This is a genomic window from Mesorhizobium sp. M0870 (assembly GCF_040319775.1).
In the GTDB taxonomy this organism is placed as follows: Bacteria; Pseudomonadota; Alphaproteobacteria; order Rhizobiales; family Rhizobiaceae; genus Mesorhizobium.
Map to the genome: position 1 here is coordinate 161,263 of NZ_JAMYOI010000006.1, position 16,478 is coordinate 177,740.

Consider the following 16,478-nt stretch of genomic DNA (forward strand, 5'->3'; position numbering starts at 1 on the left):
TGGTGCCTTTGGTTGGTTGGTGTCTGCTAAATTATATACGCTGTACGGAAACGGACAAGAGCGCGGGAGGTTCCCAAGCGGTATGCTTCGGATCGTGCCGACGCTTGTCGAAGTTGGCGGCACCCGTGATCAGCACCTTTGCTCCGTCAAAGCGGCCCATCACGCCTCCTTGTCGATCAGCTTCGCGGCAAGACGCGAAAGCAGCTTCACCGCCTCGCCATAGGTCCGGGCTTTTTCCGGATTGGAGGCGTTGCCGTCCAGCGCCCGCTTGTAGACGCCTTGGCAGATCGCGGCCAGCCGGAAGAAGGAAAAGGCCAGGAAGAACGTCCAGTTGCCGATACCGGTGAGCCCGCGCCGCCGGCAGTAGGCGGCGACGTAGTCCGTTTCGGAGGGCAGCCCGAGCGCCGCGCGGTTGATGCCGCCCAGGCCGCGAAAACCCGACGCGTGCGGCAGCCGCCATTGCATGCACTGATAGGCGATATCGGCGAAGGGGTGGCCTGATGTCGACAATTCCCAATCGAGCACCGCCAGCACCTTTGGCCGGTCCGGCGCGAAGATCAGATTGTCCAGCCGGTAGTCGCCATGCACCAGCGAGATCCGGCCGTCATCGGCGGGCATATGCGTTTCCAACCAGGCAATCAGCCGGTCCATGTCGGCGACGGTGCCGGTTTCCGAGGCATGGTACTGGCTCGTCCAGCGCGCCAGCTGGCGCTCGAAATAATTGCCCGGCCGCCCGAAATCGCCGAGCCCCACTGTCCCGACATCGATTTCGTGCAGCGCCGCGAGGGTTTCGTTCATGGCATCGTAGATGGCGGCGCGTTCTTCGTTGTCGCCTGCCTCCGGCAGGGCCGGATCCCAGAAAATGCGGCCGTCCAGGAAATCCATCACGTAGAACATACGGCCGATGGGCGAGTCTTCCGCCGACAGATGCAGCATGGCAGGCACAGGCACGGCGGTGCCGGCAAGCGCGCTCATCACCCTGAATTCGCGGTCGACCTGATGCGCCGATTTCAGCAATTGCCCCGGCGGCTTGGCGCGCAGCACATAACGGCCGCTTGCCGCCGTCAAAAGGTAGGTCGGGTTCGATTGGCCGGATTTGAACTTCTCGACTGCAGCAAGCCCGGAAAAGCCCGGTATGTTCGCCTCGAGGTAAGGCGCAAGCGCTGCCTGGTCGAGAACGGGATCACTCATGCCGTCTCGGGCTGGCGTTCGATCAAGGTCAGCGTCAGCCAGCGCGCGGTCAGTGCCGGCTTCTTCGAACCCTCGATCTCGATCGTCACGTCATGCGCGGTCTGCACCCAGCCCGACGGCCTGACCTTGACGTCGGCCAGCACGAACCGCGTGCGGATGCGCGCGCCGGTTTTCACCGGCGCCAGGAAGCGCAGCGAATCGAAGCCGTGGTTGACGCCCATCTTGCCGTTTTCCAGCGGCGGCATGGTCTCGAAAGTCATCGCCGACAACAGCGACAGCGACAGGAAGCCGTGCGCGATGGTGCCGCCGAACGGCGTTTCGCGCATGGCCCGCTCCGGATCGCAGTGGATGAACTGGTGGTCGTCGGTGGCGTCGGCGAACTGATCGATCATGCGTTGCGTGACCGCCCGCCACGGCGACACGCCAACCTCCTTGCCGACACTGGCCAGAAGCACATCGAGACTGATCGGTTCCACGCTCATGTCCTCCAGTTCACCCCCGGCTTCTGTGGCCGGAAAATGTCATTCCTTGAACAAGGTCAGCCCATGCTGCACCGACTGTCCGCCGTCGATCGGCAGGATGGCGCCGGTGACATAGCTGCCTGCACGGCTGCACAAATAGAGCGTTGCACCGGCAATGTCATCCGGTGCGCCGATACGGCCGATCGGAACATGGCCGCCGACATGTTTGGCCTGTTCCTCGCTGCCGGTGAAGAAAGCGGTCATCCGGCTCTGGAAAGGGCCGGGAGCAAAGGCGTTGACGGTGATGCGGCGGGCGGCGAACTCCAGCGCCAGTGTACGCGTCAGATGGTGAACCGCAGCCTTCGAGGCCGTGTAGGAATAGGCGTCGTCGGCCAGCGGCTGCGTGCCCATCACCGAACCGAGATTGATCACCCTGGCCGGATCGGCGTCGCTGGCGGCAGCGTCGAGCAGCGGCAGCAATTCGCGGGTCAGATGGAAGACCGCGGTGACGTTGACGCCGAACACCTTGGCCCAGGCATGGTAGGGGAAGCTTTCCAACGGTGCACCCCAGGAGACGCCGGCATTGTTGACCAGAATATGCAGTTTCCCGGTCCGCGCCTTGACCGCGGCGACGAGTGCAGCGATGCCGGCTTCGCTAGAAACGTCCCCGGCGAAGCCCTCGGCCCGGCCCGGTGCACCAAGCTCGTTCAACTCTTCGGCGACCTGGATGCAATCCTCGCCCTTGCGCGACGCGATCATCACGCTGGCGCCGGCCTGCACCAGCGCGGTCGCCGCCATGCGACCGATGCCGGTCGCGGCACCCGTCACCAGCGCGGTCTTGCCGGCCACCGAAAACAGCTCGTCCAGATAGCTCATCACAATCCTCCGCGCTCGGCATGCGGGCAAACAGTTCGCGTTGACAAGGCTATCCGAAGTACGGTCATCCTTGCCACTGACAAAATGCCTGGCATGCATGAAGGGTTAGCGACCGATGACGGAGATGAATCTCGGCATGACCGAGCGGCTGAAGCCGATCCACGCGCGCGTCGCGGCCATGGTTCGCGACGAGATCATGCCGCTCGACAGGGAATTCCTGAGCGAGGTGGGCAAGGCAGGCAACCGCTGGGTCTACAGTGCGCGCCAGAGCGAGATCCTCGAAGGGCTGAAGAAAACCGCAAGGGAGCGCGGCCTGTGGAATTTCTGGCTGACCGGCTCGGAACGCGGCTACGGCCTTTCCACCGTCGAATATGCCTATCTGGCCGAGGAGATGGGCAAGGCGCATCTTGGCGCCGAGACCTTCAACTGTTCGGCGCCCGACACCGGCAATATGGAGGTGCTGGAACGGTACGGCTCGGCCGACCACAAGAAAGAATGGCTGGAACCGCTGATCGAGGGCAAGATCCGCTCGGCCTATCTGATGACCGAGCCGGATGTCGCGTCGTCCGATGCCACCAACATTGCCATGCGCTGCGAACGCCAGGGCGACGACTACGTGCTCAACGGCGAGAAATGGTGGGCTTCGGGCGCCGGCGATCCGCGCTGCGCCATCTACATCGTCATGGTCAGGACCGGCGGCGATGACGAGCCGCAGCACCGCCGTCATTCGATGATCCTGGTGCCATCAGGCACAAGGGGTGTGACCAAGGTCCGGGCCATGCAGGTTTATGGCGATGACGACGCGCCGCACGGCCACATGCATCTTCGCTTCGACAATGTGCGGGTACCGACATCGAACCTGATCCTCGGCGAGGGCAGGGGGTTCGAGATCGCGCAAGGGCGGCTCGGTCCCGGCCGCATCCACCATTGCATGCGCGCCATCGGCCAGGCCGAGATGGCGCTCGAGATGCTGTGCCAGCGTTCCTTGCGCCGCGAGGCCTTCGGCCAGAAGCTGGCAAAGCTCGGCGCCAATTTCGACATCATCGCCGAATGCCGCATGGAGATCGAGATGGCCCGGCTGCTCTGCCTCAAGGCGGCGTGGATGATCGACCAGGGCGACGCCCGCGCCGCAGCCCCCTGGATCAGCCAGATCAAGGTGGTGGCACCCCGCGTCGCGCTCAAGGTCACCGACGAGGCGGTGCAGATGTTCGGCGCGCAAGGCATCAGCCAGGACACGCCGCTGGCGCGGTCGTGGACGCATCTGCGGACCTTGCGCCTTGCCGACGGGCCGGACGCCGTGCATCGCCGTCAGGTGGCGCGCACCGAGCTGAAGAAATACACGCAAGAAAAGGTCTGAGCGCCGGCATCGTCATCTGGCGATGCCGACAGTCCAAGCACGGAGTGTTCCAATGGCCGTCCCCTCCGAAATGAAGGCGCTGCTGCTGGTCGGCGACGGCTACACCAGGACGCCGAGCGGCAGTGTGCTGGAGGCGATGGAGCCGTATCTCGAGCCGGGCAACATCGCGGTGCCGACACCCGGACCGACGCAGGTGCTGATCAAGGTCAGCCTCGCCTCGATCAACCCCTCCGACATCGCCTTCGTCAAGGGCCAGTACGGCCAGCCGCGCGCCAAGGGACAGCCGGCCGGCTTCGAGGGCGTCGGCATCGTCGTCGCCAGCGGCGACGAGACCTATCCCCAAAGCCTGATCGGCAAGCGCGTCGCCTTTGCCACCGGCGTCACCAACTGGGGCTCGTGGGCCGACTATGCCGTCGCTGAAGCTGCTGCATGCATTCCGCTGCTCGACACGGTCCGCGACGAGGATGGGGCGGCGATGATCGTCAACCCGCTCACCGCGCTCGCCATGTTCGACGTCGTCAAGGAGGAAGGCGAGAAGGCCTTCGTCATGACCGCCGGCGCCAGCCAGCTCTGCAAGCTGATCATTGGCCTGGCCAGCGGAGAGGGCTTCCGGCCGATCGTCACCGTGCGCCGCGACGACCAGATCGCGGCGCTGAAAGCGCTCGGCGCGGCGCACGTCCTCAACGAAAAGGCGCCGGATTTCAAGGCAGCGCTGCGCGAGGTGATGAAGGCCGAACAGCCGCGCATCTTCCTTGACGCGGTGACCGGGCCGCTGGCTTCCGCCATCTTCGACGTCATGCCGAAGCGTTCGCGCTGGATCATCTATGGGCGGCTCGATCCCGAACACACTGTTATCCGCGAGCCCGGCCAACTGATCTTCCAGCACAAGCATATCGAAGGGTTTTGGCTGAGCGAGTGGATGCGCCAGTTCCGCGATCGCCGCGGCCCGGCGATCCTGGAAGCGCAGAAGCGTTTTTCCGATGGGCGCTGGTCGACCGACGTGACGGCGGTGGTGCCGCTTGCCGAGGCGATGGCGCGGGTGCCAGCGGAACTGGCCAAGCCGAACGGCAAGGTGTTCATCCGGCCTTAGGCCAATTCGAAAGATTCGAGCAGCTTGGACGGGAGGGGCCTCGGAGGGCTTTGCGGGCAGAGATTGCCGGTTATCCGCCGACGCGGGACCGTCAGGCCGATATCCTGGTCCATCAAGCCCCCTATGCCACGCCGCTGCGTCCGTGATATGCCGCCGCCATCGAATGCCGGGACAGGCTGGACTGAGCCTGTTCCGGGATTGTGTGGGGTGCCTTGATGACGATTTCCAAGCCGGTTTTCGACCGTTTGGGGTTTGGCCTGTGGATCGGAGCGTTCCTGGTCGTTCTTGCCATGGTCCTGTGGTCGCCGTACACGCGGACGGTATGGAAGGCCTATATAGATGGCAGCGAGGCGCTTCTGGCCGGTCTGCCACTCTACGACACCCAATCCGAGATGGGGTATCTCTACGCGCCGGCCTTCGCCGCGCTCTACACTCCAATAGTCAAGCTCGGTCCGCATCTGGGCGGCGTGATGTGGCACTCCCTCGGGTTTGCGGTGCTGACCTATGCCGCGATGCGGCAGGTGCGCAAGCTCGGTGGTGACGAGTTGATGTGGCTGCTTTCTTTCGGCCTCTTCCTCGCTGTGCCGATGGCGCTCGGCGCGATCCGCAACGGCCAGGCGACGATCCTTTTGACCGGCGCTTGCTGGCTTCTCACATTGTCGGCGCTGGAAGGACGACGGGCGGAGACGTTCTTCTGGGCTTCGCTCGCCATCATCGCCAAGCCGACCGCGATCATAATGCTGTTGTTGGTAGGAGCCCTTCGGCTTCGGTTGATACCGGTGCTGGTGCTGGCGGTGCTGTTCGTGCTCGCACTGCCTTACGCTTTTGCTCCCGCCGGCTATCTCAACGATCAGTATCGTGTCTTCGCCCAGATGCTGACCTCCATGGCCGTCGAGAACACCAGCCATTTCGTGTCCACCGATTTCACGGCACCGTTCACCACGATAGGGCTGCCGATACCGGAATTCGGCGCAACGATCGTGCGCATGGTCATGGCCCTGCTTACGCTTTCAGCCGTCATCTGGTTCGACCGCAGGCTCGAACAGGGAAAGGCGGCGCTGGCGATCTTCCTGACGGCCACCTTCTACATGTGCGTCTTCAACCCGCGCGTCGAACCCAACACCTTTGCCATGATCGCGGTACCAGCCGGTCTTGCCATCGCCCTGTTGTGGCGCGAAGAACGGGGCGGCGTCCTCGCCTCGGTGCTGTCGATGACGCTGTTCGTGACCGGGCTGAGCGGCGTCGAGCGCCATGTGCACGATTTCCTCTTCCCCTGGTTCCGGCCGGTCGCTGTCACTTTCATCGCCGGTTCGCTGATCTGGTGGTTCTGGGCCAAGGCACGGGAAAAGGTGGTGAATGCGGGAGTCGCGAATGGCTGAGTTGCGACAGAGCCTCGATATCGTTGCGCCATTCTTCAACGAGGCGGCATCGGCATCGGCCTTCGCGCGCCTGCTAGGCGAGCTCGAAGCGGCCGTGGCACAGCGCTTCGGCATGACCGTGCACAAGATCCTGGTCGATGACGGCAGCGGTGACGATGGCGCTGGACGATTTTCGCAAGCGCTGACGGGATCGTGGGAGATCGTCCGCCTCAGCCGCAATTTCGGCAAGGAAGTCGCTGTACTCGCCGGCCTCGACCAGTCGCGCGGCGACATGGTGCTGATCATGGACGCCGACCTCCAGCATTCCCTGGACATCAGCCTGAAGCTGATCGCCGAGCTGGTGGACCATCCGGACATCGACGTCGTCTTTGCCCAGAACGACCGCCGCGAGGCGAGCTGGCGGCGCAGCCAGCTTGCACGGCTTTTCTACAGCCTGATCAACAGCAGCCAGCGTTTCGATATTCCCGAAAATGCCGGCGACTTTCGCGTCATGCGCGGCGCTGTCGCGCGCGCTCTGACCAGCCTGCGTGACAAGCGTCGCTTCAACAAGGGCCTGTTTGCCTGGGCCGGCTTTCGCCAGAAGGCGTTGCCCTATTCGCCGGAAGGCCGCGCCAGCGGCACATCGAAATGGAGCCGGCTCAACCTCATCGCCTTCTCGCTGGAGGGGTTCACCTCGTTCTCCGTCATTCCGCTACGCCTGATCAGTCTTAGCGGGCTGCTCGCGGCGATGGCCGGCGCGCTCTATGGCGCCAAGGTGTTCTTCGAGGTGATCTTCTACGGCATTGCCGTTCCGGGCTACCCCAGCCTGCTGGTTGCCGTCGTTCTGCTCGGCGGCCTCAACCTGACCCTGCTTGGCCTGATCGGCGAATATGTCTGGGTGACGCTCAGCGAGAGCAAGGATCGGCCGGTCTATCTCGTGCGCGATGTCGTGCGCAGCGAGGCCCCCGCCGACCGGCCGGAGCCGGGCACTTCGAACAGATGACGCGGCGCATTCGCCTGATCGCTGACGATTACGGCCTGGCGCCTGGCGTTTCCGCCGGGATTCTCGATCTTCTCGATCGGGGGCGCCTGACCGGCACCAGCTGCATGACCGGCTTTCCCGAGTGGGCAAAGGAGGCAGAGCGCATAAAACCGCTGTGCGGCCGGGCCGCGGTTGGGCTGCACCTCACCTTGACCGACCAGTTGGCCGCCACCGGCCGGTCGGCCTTGGCGCCGGAAGGCCGGCTGCCACCGCTCCGCGCACTGGCCTTGCCTGTTCTGCGCGGCCGCATCGGCGACCGCCATGTCCATGCCGAGCTTGACGCCCAGTACGGCCGCTTCGTCGAGGCGCTTGGCCGCCGCCCCGATTTCGTCGACGGGCACCAGCATGTGCATTTCCTTCCCGTTGTGCGCACATGGCTGCGCACACGGTTTCCAGAAGGCGCCGACAGGCCGGCCCTGCGCGGCGCCCCGGCGCTGGCCGCAGGGTCGAAAGTCGCCGCCATTGCCGCGCTGGCTGCCGGGTTCAACCGCTCGATGCAGCGCGCGGGCTTCATCGTTTTCCAGCCGCTCGCCGGCATCTATGACTGGCGACAGCCCGAAAAGTTCGCTGCGGTTCTGCAGGCGGCCGTCGAAGGGTTGCCGGAGCGAGGGCTGTTCATGTGCCATCCCGGCCATGTCGACGAGACGCTGCGCGCGCGCGACACCATGCAAGATGTGCGCGAGGTGGAATTCGCGGCCCTCGCATCGGACGAATTCGGCGCTGGTCTGGCCCGCGCCGGCGTCGAGATCTTGGACGGCAAGAGATGAGCGAAGCCGATCGGCCCCAGCGTTCGGCCGGCAGCAAGATCGTCCGCTTCGCCATTGTCGGACTGGCGAACACGGCCATCGACCTTGCCAGCTTCTTCCTGCTGCTCAAGCTCGGGGTTCCGCCGGTGCCGGCCAACATCGCTGCCTGGTTCGTCGCCGTCACCTTTTCCTTCGCGGCGAACGGCTTGTGGTCGTTCGAGCGCAATCGAGCCATCCGGCTGCATGATGCGTTCCTTCGTTTCGCCACGCTTGGAGCGCTGATTTCGCTCGGTGTCTCCAGCCTCTCGATCGCGCTATTCGCCGGCATAATCGGGGTGTGGCCGGCGAAAATCGGGGGCGTCGTGGTGGCGGCGGTGCTGAATTTCCTCGCCGCGCGCTGGTCGATCGAAGGTCGGTTGCTGAGATAGCCGGAATTATTTTTCTTACGAAATTCCGGACGAAAAACCGCTACACACTTTCCTGGAATTTCTATTCTGCCGGCTCCACATTGGTGTAGGCGGCTTCCTCCAACTCGCGCTTCAGCCGGGCTTCCTCGTGGGTCTTCGGCGTGACGAAGCGGCCAAGCAGGAGATAGGCGACCGGCGTCAGGAACAGCGTCGAGACGGTGGCCAGCCCCAGGCCGCCGACGATGACCCAGCCGAGCGCGACGCGCGCCTCGGCACCGGCGCCGCTCGCCAGCACCAGCGGCAGGCCGCCGAGCACGGTGCAGATCATCGTCATCATCACCGGCCGCACGCGGATGATCGAGGCCTGTTCGATCGCCTCGCGCACGCCAAGCCCGCGGTCGCGCAACTGGTTGGCGAATTCGACGATCAGGATGCCGTTCTTGGCCATGACGCCGACCAAAAGCACCAGGCCGATCTGGCTGTAGGCGTTGAGACTGGTGCCCGAGAGGAGAAGCGCGAAAATCGCACAGGCCAGCCCGAGCGGCACCGTCGCCATGATGATGACGGCGCTGACAAAACTTTCGAACTGGGCGGCCAGCACCAAAAGGATGATGACCAGCGCGAAGCCGAAAATGGTGACCATGGCGCTGTTGGTCTCGCCTAGCGTCGCCGCCTCGGCCAGGGGCAGGATGCGGCTGCCTGGCGGCAGCAGCGGTGTGGCGATTTGCTCGGCGCGGGTGAGCGCGTCGCCAAGCGCGAAGTCGCCGCTGAGGTTGGAGGTGATCGCCACAGAGGGCTGCTGCTGTTCGCGCGACAGCGACGGTGGCACGGCGCGTTCGGTCAGCGTGGCGATGGTCGACATCGGCACGAAACGTCCGTCGGCTGTTTTCAGGAAGATGTTTTCCAGATCCGTCGGATCGTTGATCGGATTGGTGGTCGAGACCAGCTTCACGCCGTAGCTGCGGTCGGCGATGTAGACGTCGACGACGTCGTTGCCGTCGAGCATGGCCTGCAAGGTGTTGGCCAGTCCTGATATGTCGATGCCGAGGTCGGAGGCGCGCTCGCGGTCGATGGCCACGGCTAGCTGCGGCTGCGTCGGGTCGATCGACAGGCGCGGTGTCTGGAAGCGCGGGTCCTTCTGCATCTCGGCGATGATCTTCACGGCGGCATCGCCGAGTGCCTTGCGGTCGTTGCCGACCAGCGCGAACTGCAGGCCGTTGCCGGCGCCACGGATACCGAGGCTGTTGGGCTGCACCGGGAAGATGCGCACGCTCGGCACCTGCCTGGTCAGCTGGCTGATCTCGGCCATGATCTCCTGCTGGCTGCGGCTGCGCTCGTTCCACGGCGCCAGCGTCATCACCATGAAGCCGGAGTTGTAGGAGCCGTTCTGGCCGGCATTTTCGAAAGTGCTGCGGATCTCGCCGGAATCGCGCATCGGCTGGATCAGTCTCTCGATCTTCTGCATCTGCTGCGTTGTGTAGTCGAGGCTGACGCCTTGCGGGGCGCTGATGCGCAGAAGCACGGCGGCGCGGTCCTCGGTCGGCGTCAGCTCCTGGCGGATGGTGCCGAACAGCGTGAAGGCGGTGCCGGCGAACAGCACCGCGACCAGAAGCACGATCCATGGCGCGTCGAGGCAGGCGTGCAGGCTGCGCTTGTAGGCCGTATTGAGCGCGCCGCCGATGCGGGCGCCGATGCCATGGCCACCTTCGTGGTGGAGCGATGCGCTGGTCAGCATGCGCGAGGCGAGCATTGGGCACAGCGTCAGCGCCACCACGCAGGACAAGAGCACCGACATGGCAAGCACGAAGCCGAATTCGCGGAACAAGCCGCCGGTCTGGCCGGGCAGGAACGAGATCGGCACGAAGACGGCGACCAGCGTCAAGGTGGTGGCGATGACGGCGAAGAACACCTCCTGCGCGCCGAGCACGGCGGCGGCGCGCGGCCCCATGCCTTCGTTGCGTCGTCGCACGATGTTTTCGAGCACGACGATGGCGTCGTCGACGACCAGACCGGTCGCCAGCACCAGCGCGAGCAGGGTCAGGATGTTGACCGAGAAGCCGGCCAGATAGATGGCGGCGATGGTGCCGATCATGGCGACCGGCATCGACAGGCCGGGGATCAGCGTCGCACGCCAGTCGAGGAGAAACATGTAGATGACGATCAGCACCATGGTGACGGACAGGCCGAGCGCGATCTCGACCTCGTGCACCGCCCCCTTGACGAAGACAGCGTCGTCGCTGGTGATCTTGATCGACATGCCCTCGGGCAGGTTTTCCTGCAGCTTGGCGACGGCGGCCTGGACGCCGGTCGAGATGTCCAGCGTGTTCGATTCCGCCTGGCGGATGATGCCGATGCCGATGCCGGTCTTGCCGTCCGAGCGCAACGTGGTCTGGCCGACGTCGGGGCCGAGCGTGACGGTGGCGACATCGCGGATGCGCGTCGTGCCGCCGACAATTATGTTTTCGAACTCTTCAGGCGTGGTCACGTCGGCAGTCGTGCGGACGATCAGGTCCTGGTTGGTCGTGGTGATCGAACCGGCGGGGGAATCGAAGGCGACCGAGGCAAGGGCGGCCCTGAGGTCGGCGACCGTGAAGCCGAGGCTGGCCAGCTTGTTCTGGTCGACATCGATGCGGAAGATCTTGTCGCGGTCGCCATAGACCTGAACGTCGGCAACGCCGGGCACGGCGGCCAGCTCGTCCTCGATCTGGTCCTGGACCACCACGGTCATGTCCTGGATCGACATGTTGTCCGAGGTCACCGCCAGTCGCATCACCGCGTCGGAATTGGCGTCGGCCTTGACGATGCGCGGCGGATCGGCGGTGTCCGGCATCTGGTTGGCGACGCGGCCGACGGCATCACGCACGTCCGAGGCGGCGACATTCAGATCGACGCCATCGTTGAACTCGATGGTGACGCGGCTCGAGCCGAATGAGGAAGACGACGAGATCGACTTGACGCCGGAGACGCGGGCGACGGCGCCCTCGATGGTGTCGGTCAGTTCGCGATCGACGGTCTCGGCCGCCGCGCCCTCGAAGGTGGTGGAAACGGTGACCACCGCGCGATCGACGTCCGGCAGTTCGCGGATCTCGACGCCGTAGAAGGCGGCCAGGCCGGCGACCGCAATCAGTGTGTTCAGCACGAAGGCCATCACCGGCCTGCGGATGAACAGGGCGGTGAAGCCGGTCTCGCTGGCAGTGTTGGCGGGGCTGGTCATGTGCCTGCGGCGGCGTCCGCGGCGCGCTGCTCTTCGCCGGCGAGGCGGACCGCGCCGCCCTCGCTGACGCTCTGGGTGCCTTCTGTGACCACCATGTCGCCATTGTCGATCTCGGCGTCGATCAGCACGGTCTCGGTGTTGCGCTGTACGATGCGCACCGGGACCCGCCTGGCCTTGCCGTCCTCGATCTGCCAGACATAGGCGCCGTCCGCCCCCCACAGGATCGCCAGCGGGCTGACGGCCGGATAGGTTTGCCCCGGAAATTTCATGGTGATGCCGAACGACATGCCGGCGCGCAGTGAATCCGCCGGGTTGGCGATCTTGGCCTTGACCAGCAGGGTGCGGCTCTTTTCATCGATGTGGTTGTCAATGGCCGAAACGGTGCCGCTATAAGCATTGCTGGGATTGGCGATCGGCGTCGCCGTCAATTGTGCACCGATCTTGACGGCGGCAGCGAAGCGCTCGGGCACCAGGAAGTCGACCAGGATCGAGGACCGGTCGTCGAGCGTGGCGATGGCCGACTGGTTGGTGACATAATTGCCGGCCGAGATCGGCAGGATGCCGACGGTGCCGGCGATCGGCGCCAGAATCGACCGGCGCTGCAGTGCGAGTTCCGCATCCTGAAGCGCCAGCTTGGCGCCCGCCAGCACCACCTCGGCGTCAGCCACTGCGACTGGTGTCGCGGCATTGGAGGCACGAAGCGACCTGACACGGTCGAGTTTGGCCTGCGCATCCTGCAAGGCGAGCTTGGCGCGGTCCTGAGAGATCACTTCGGTCTCGGAATCCAGGGTGGCGAGAATCTGTCCCTTATCGACATGGCTGCCGGATTCGACCAGCAGTTCGGCGAGGCGGCCGGAGCTGTAGGGATTGACGGCCACCGAGGCGTTGGCACGGCCGGTGCCGATTGCCTGCAGGCGGTCGTTGATAACAGCCGAAGTGGCCGCAAGGGCGACCACGTTCACCCGCTGGTTGCCGCTATTGCGGCCGTTTGACTGCTTCGCGTTGGCGGCGCCGGTCTCAGCCGGGGGCGTTGCCGCGGAGGCCCAGTCGATGCCCCAGCGTGCCAGCACGTCCGGCGCGCCGGGATAAAAGCGCAGCCAGGCGGCTGCCGCCACCACCAGCACCACAAGTGCAAAAAGTATCTGTTTCCAGGCGGCCATCGGCACTCCGGTTGGTAAAACAATCCTTCCGTCTACCGGTTTCCCGAAATGAAGCAGACGCAGCGAGGCTATTGTAAGGCAAAGAAGCCGCCTCGATATCGCGTCTTTATGACAATTCTCCGGGGGCTGCGCACATTAAATATATGTAACGTTGAGAAAATATGCATAACGCTTTGGATCATCACACAGGCACTAACGCAGACTTTCCATCTCGCGAATGCGTTTGGCGCCTTCTGCTTCCAGTTGCCTGGTGACGGCGCCGATCAGCGTTTCGGCGACGACGAAAAGGGCAGCCGAAGAGTCCCATGCCGACGGCACCGCGGTTCGTCCGGCGATAACATGACGAGCAAAGCGGGCGATCGGCGACAGCCACTGGTCGGTGAACAGCACGATCTGGACGCCACGCTGATGCGCCTTTTCGGCGAAGCGGACGAGGCTGTCCTGGTAGCGCCTGATGTCGAAGATCACCAGCACGTCGCGCTTGCCCATGTCGATCAATCGGTCGCGCCACATGCTCTCCTGCCCGGCGAGGTGAAAGACATCCGGCTGGATGACAGCGAGGTGGGCGGCCATGTAGCGCGCCAGCGGATCGGTGAAGCGGCCGCCGATCAGGAAGGTCTTGCCGCGCCGGTCCGCTAGCCGGGCGGCGATGTCGGCAAGCTGCCTGTCGGACAGGTGTCTGAACGTCTCGCGCATGTTGTCGAGCGTCGCTTCCAGCATCGGCGACACCGTCCCACCACCAGGCGAGGGCGGATTGAGCGTCCTTGTCGCCGGCGATTGCAGTTGCGCCGCCAGTTCGTCCTGCAGGCTCGACTGGAATTCCGGATAGTTCTGAAAACCCAGCCGGGCGACGAAACGCAGGATCGTCGGCGAGGAGACGCCCGCCGCGGCCGAGAATTCAGCGACCGTTTTCAGGCCGATCATCGGATAGTTGGCGATCAGTGTCTGGGCCGCGCGCCGTTCGCCGGCCGGCATCGTGCCGAGGCGATCGGCGATCAGTTCGGCAATGCTGGAAATCATGTTTTCCCCACCCCTGGCCCGGCCGAAGGCCTTTTCCGAGATCGCATTTGACAAAGCCGGACAAACTGTATGAAATCATCCACAGGGACGCAATGAGGCAAAATACGTAACATACGATACAGCGCTCCCCGGGGACGGCACAGTATGGAGAAAGCACGGCCCGCCAGCCTTGCATCGTCTGATACCGTAAGGGTGACGAACCCCGGCGGATCGAGCCCTTTCGTGCTGACTTGCGATCACGCCTCGAACTTCCTGCCGGCCGAATTCGGTACGCTCGGCCTTGCCGCCGAGGACCTGTCCCGTCACATCGCCTGGGATCCCGGCGCGCTGCCGGTTGCCCGCCGCATGGCGCAGGCGCTCGACGCGACGCTGGTGGAAACTCGTATTTCTCGCCTTGTCATCGACTGCAACCGGCCACTCGACGCGCCCGACCTGGTACCGCCGGTCAGTGAGACAACGGCCATACCGGGCAATGCCGGCCTGTCGGAGAGCGAGCGGGCGGCGCGTGTTGCCCTGTCATGGCAGCCGTTCCACAACACGATTGCCGGTATCATCGACAACAGGCTGTCACAGGGTCAGCAAACCCGGCTGGTTTCGGTCCACTCCTTCACGCCGGTCTACAAGTCCATGAGCCGGCCCTGGCATATCGGCATCATCCACGACGAGGATCGCCGGCTGGCGGCGCCGCTGATATCGGCGCTGAAGCGGCTTGCCGGCGTCACCGTCGGCGTCAACGAGCCTTATTCGCCTGATGACCGCGTCTATTTCACGCTGGAACGGCATGCGCGCTCGCGCGGCCTGCCCTGCGCGATGATCGAAATCCGCAACGACGAAATCGCCGGCGAGACCGGGCAGCGGAAATGGGCGGATCTGCTCACGGGCATTTTTTCGGATCTGGAGCCAGAGGAGGCCGGATATTCCAGATCGCATTCAGTCGGAAAGTCAGTTCAATCGGCCAATTAGAACCACAGGGGAATGAAAATGGCAGGACCGGATTATACGGACGTTGACAAGAAGGAGGACCTGAAGGTTCTCCATGGCATGGGCTATGCCCAGGAACTGTCGCGAAGCATGAGCCGCTTCTCGAATTTCGCGATATCGTTCTCGATCATCTGCATCCTTTCGGGCGGCATCAACTCCTTCGCGCAAGCCACATCGTCGATCGGCGGCGCAGGTGCGGGCATCGGCTGGATCGTCGGCTGCTGCGTGTCGGGCTTCTTCGCCCTTGCCATGGCGCAGATCGCCTCGGCATTTCCGACCGCCGGCGGCCTCTATCACTGGTCGTCGATCCTCGGCAACCGCTTCACCGGCTGGCTGACGGCCTGGCTAAACCTGTTCGGCCTGATCACCGTGCTCGGCGCCATCAACATCGGCACCGCTTTCTTCTTCGTTGGAACGTTCGGAAGCTGGTTTGGCATCACCGGCACGCCGGGCGAAATCGTCGGGTTCGTCGCCTTCATCACCGTGCTGCAGGCGCTGTTCAACCATTTCGGCATCAAACTGACGGCAATGCTCACCGATGCTTCGGGCTTTCTTATCCTGGGCGCAACAGCAGTGCTGATCGTGGCCTGCCTGGTGTTCGCACCGGCAATCGACATCAGCCGGCTGTGGACGTTCACCAACTATTCAGGCGATGCGGGCGGCGGTGTTTTTCCGCAAACCGACTCCATGAGCTACCTGTTCCTGCTCTGCCTGCTTCTGCCCGTCTATACCATCACCGGCTATGACGCCTCGGCCCACACCTCCGAGGAGACCGTCAAGGCAGCACACTCCGTCCCGCGGGCGATCGTTTCGTCGGTGCTGTGGTCGTCGCTGATCGGCTGGGTGATGCTGTGCGCAATCGTTCTCGCGATCCCGGACCTGGCTGCCGGCGCCAAGCAGGGATGGAGCGTATTCTTCTCGACAATGGATGCAATCCTGCCGGTGTGGCTGAAGGAACTGCTTTATTTTGCAATCCTGATCTCGCAATTCCTCTGCGGCCTCGCCACCGTGACCTCGGCTTCGCGCATGCTGTTCGCCTTCTCTCGCGACGGCGGCATGCCTGTTGGCTCCGCGGCTCTCGCCAAGGTCAACCCGACCTGGCGCACGCCGGTCAATGCGATCTGGACGGCCGCGATCCTCGAGATCCTTTATGTGTTCCTTGCCCAGTTTATTTCGATCGGCGGCACCAACATCTACACCATCGTCGTCAATTCGACGCTGGTGTTCCTGTTCCTGTCGTTCACCATCCCGATCGCACTCGGCATGGTCGCATTCGGCACGGCCAAGTGGCCCAATCCTGGCCCGTGGAACCTGGGCGCCGGACTGTTCAAGCTCTTCTGTGCGCTGTCGATTGTCGGCATGGTGATCATCTTCTACATCGCCATCCAGCCGCCGAACGACAAGGTGCTTTACATCACCATAGGCTTCATCTTGCTGACCGCCGTGCTTTGGTTCGGTTTCGAGAATCGCCGCTTCCAGGGTCCGCCGATCGGTGACCAGATTGCCAAACGCCAGGCCGCGATCAGGGCAGCCGAGGTGGCTATCGGCGAAGCTGGCGCCTGATATCGCCCTATA

The 16,478-nt window shown here is 64.0% G+C and carries 14 protein-coding genes; 8 read left to right on the forward strand and 6 right to left on the reverse strand.

Features of this window, described 5'->3' with window-relative positions; genetic code table 11:
• Positions 1-159: 159 nt before the first annotated feature.
• The 3 genes from NKH97_RS09930 to NKH97_RS09940 are packed head-to-tail and all read right to left on the reverse strand — an operon-like array spanning position 160 to position 2,528.
• On the reverse strand, positions 160-1,191 hold the full coding sequence (locus NKH97_RS09930) for a phosphotransferase family protein (protein ID WP_352440908.1): 1,032 nt from the start codon (positions 1,189-1,191) through the stop codon (positions 160-162).
• A complete protein-coding gene (locus tag NKH97_RS09935; RefSeq protein ID WP_023810115.1) occupies positions 1,188-1,673 on the reverse strand; it encodes a MaoC family dehydratase in 486 nt (161 codons plus the stop codon). The genes NKH97_RS09930 and NKH97_RS09935 overlap by 4 nt, the downstream gene beginning before the upstream one ends.
• 39 nt (positions 1,674-1,712) lie before the next feature.
• A complete protein-coding gene (locus NKH97_RS09940; protein ID WP_352440909.1) occupies positions 1,713-2,528 on the reverse strand; it encodes an SDR family oxidoreductase in 816 nt (271 codons plus the stop codon).
• Positions 2,529-2,643: 115 nt separating this feature from the next.
• Between NKH97_RS09940 and NKH97_RS09945 the strand changes: the two genes are divergently transcribed.
• From NKH97_RS09945 to NKH97_RS09970, 6 genes are all read left to right on the forward strand, one after another.
• Entirely contained in the window at positions 2,644-3,885 is a 1,242-nt protein-coding gene (locus tag NKH97_RS09945; protein WP_023810113.1) for an acyl-CoA dehydrogenase family protein, read from the forward strand.
• 52 nt (positions 3,886-3,937) lie between these two features.
• The gene (locus NKH97_RS09950) at positions 3,938-4,975 is read left to right on the forward strand and encodes a zinc-binding dehydrogenase (protein ID WP_023810112.1); all 1,038 of its coding nucleotides are present in this window, start codon (positions 3,938-3,940) and stop codon (positions 4,973-4,975) included.
• Positions 4,976-5,190: 215 nt separating this feature from the next.
• Positions 5,191-6,354 (forward strand): glycosyltransferase 87 family protein, encoded by a 1,164-nt coding sequence (locus NKH97_RS09955; RefSeq protein ID WP_023810111.1) that lies wholly within the window; start codon positions 5,191-5,193, stop codon positions 6,352-6,354.
• Positions 6,347-7,336, forward strand: a complete 990-nt coding sequence (locus NKH97_RS09960; protein WP_023810110.1) for a glycosyltransferase — start codon at positions 6,347-6,349, stop codon at positions 7,334-7,336. Before NKH97_RS09955 ends, NKH97_RS09960 begins: the two co-directional genes overlap by 8 nt.
• Positions 7,333-8,142, forward strand: a complete 810-nt coding sequence (locus tag NKH97_RS09965; RefSeq protein WP_023810109.1) for a ChbG/HpnK family deacetylase — start codon at positions 7,333-7,335, stop codon at positions 8,140-8,142. The genes NKH97_RS09960 and NKH97_RS09965 overlap by 4 nt, the downstream gene beginning before the upstream one ends.
• Positions 8,139-8,549, forward strand: a complete 411-nt coding sequence (locus tag NKH97_RS09970; protein WP_023810108.1) for a GtrA family protein — start codon at positions 8,139-8,141, stop codon at positions 8,547-8,549. Before NKH97_RS09965 ends, NKH97_RS09970 begins: the two co-directional genes overlap by 4 nt.
• Positions 8,550-8,610: 61 nt before the next feature.
• Here the strand turns inward: NKH97_RS09970 and NKH97_RS09975 are convergent, their stop codons facing one another.
• The 3 genes from NKH97_RS09975 to NKH97_RS09985 all read right to left on the reverse strand — a co-directional run bounded on the left by NKH97_RS09975 (position 8,611) and on the right by NKH97_RS09985 (position 13,922).
• Complete coding sequence (locus tag NKH97_RS09975) at positions 8,611-11,742, reverse strand: efflux RND transporter permease subunit (RefSeq protein ID WP_023810107.1); 3,132 nt, start codon at positions 11,740-11,742, stop codon at positions 8,611-8,613.
• On the reverse strand, positions 11,739-12,902 hold the full coding sequence (locus NKH97_RS09980) for an efflux RND transporter periplasmic adaptor subunit (protein WP_023810106.1): 1,164 nt from the start codon (positions 12,900-12,902) through the stop codon (positions 11,739-11,741). Before NKH97_RS09980 ends, NKH97_RS09975 begins: the two co-directional genes overlap by 4 nt.
• 192 nt (positions 12,903-13,094) lie before the next feature.
• Complete coding sequence (locus NKH97_RS09985; RefSeq protein ID WP_023810105.1) at positions 13,095-13,922, reverse strand: MurR/RpiR family transcriptional regulator; 828 nt, start codon at positions 13,920-13,922, stop codon at positions 13,095-13,097.
• Positions 13,923-14,066: 144 nt separating this feature from the next.
• Between NKH97_RS09985 and NKH97_RS09990 the strand changes: the two genes are divergently transcribed.
• Together NKH97_RS09990 and NKH97_RS09995 are read left to right on the forward strand one after the other, a co-directional pair.
• A complete protein-coding gene (locus tag NKH97_RS09990) occupies positions 14,067-14,885 on the forward strand; it encodes an N-formylglutamate amidohydrolase (protein WP_023810104.1) in 819 nt (272 codons plus the stop codon).
• An 18-nt stretch (positions 14,886-14,903) separates the two neighbouring features.
• Entirely contained in the window at positions 14,904-16,466 is a 1,563-nt protein-coding gene (locus NKH97_RS09995) for an amino acid permease (protein ID WP_023810103.1), read from the forward strand.
• Positions 16,467-16,478 lie beyond the last annotated feature (12 nt).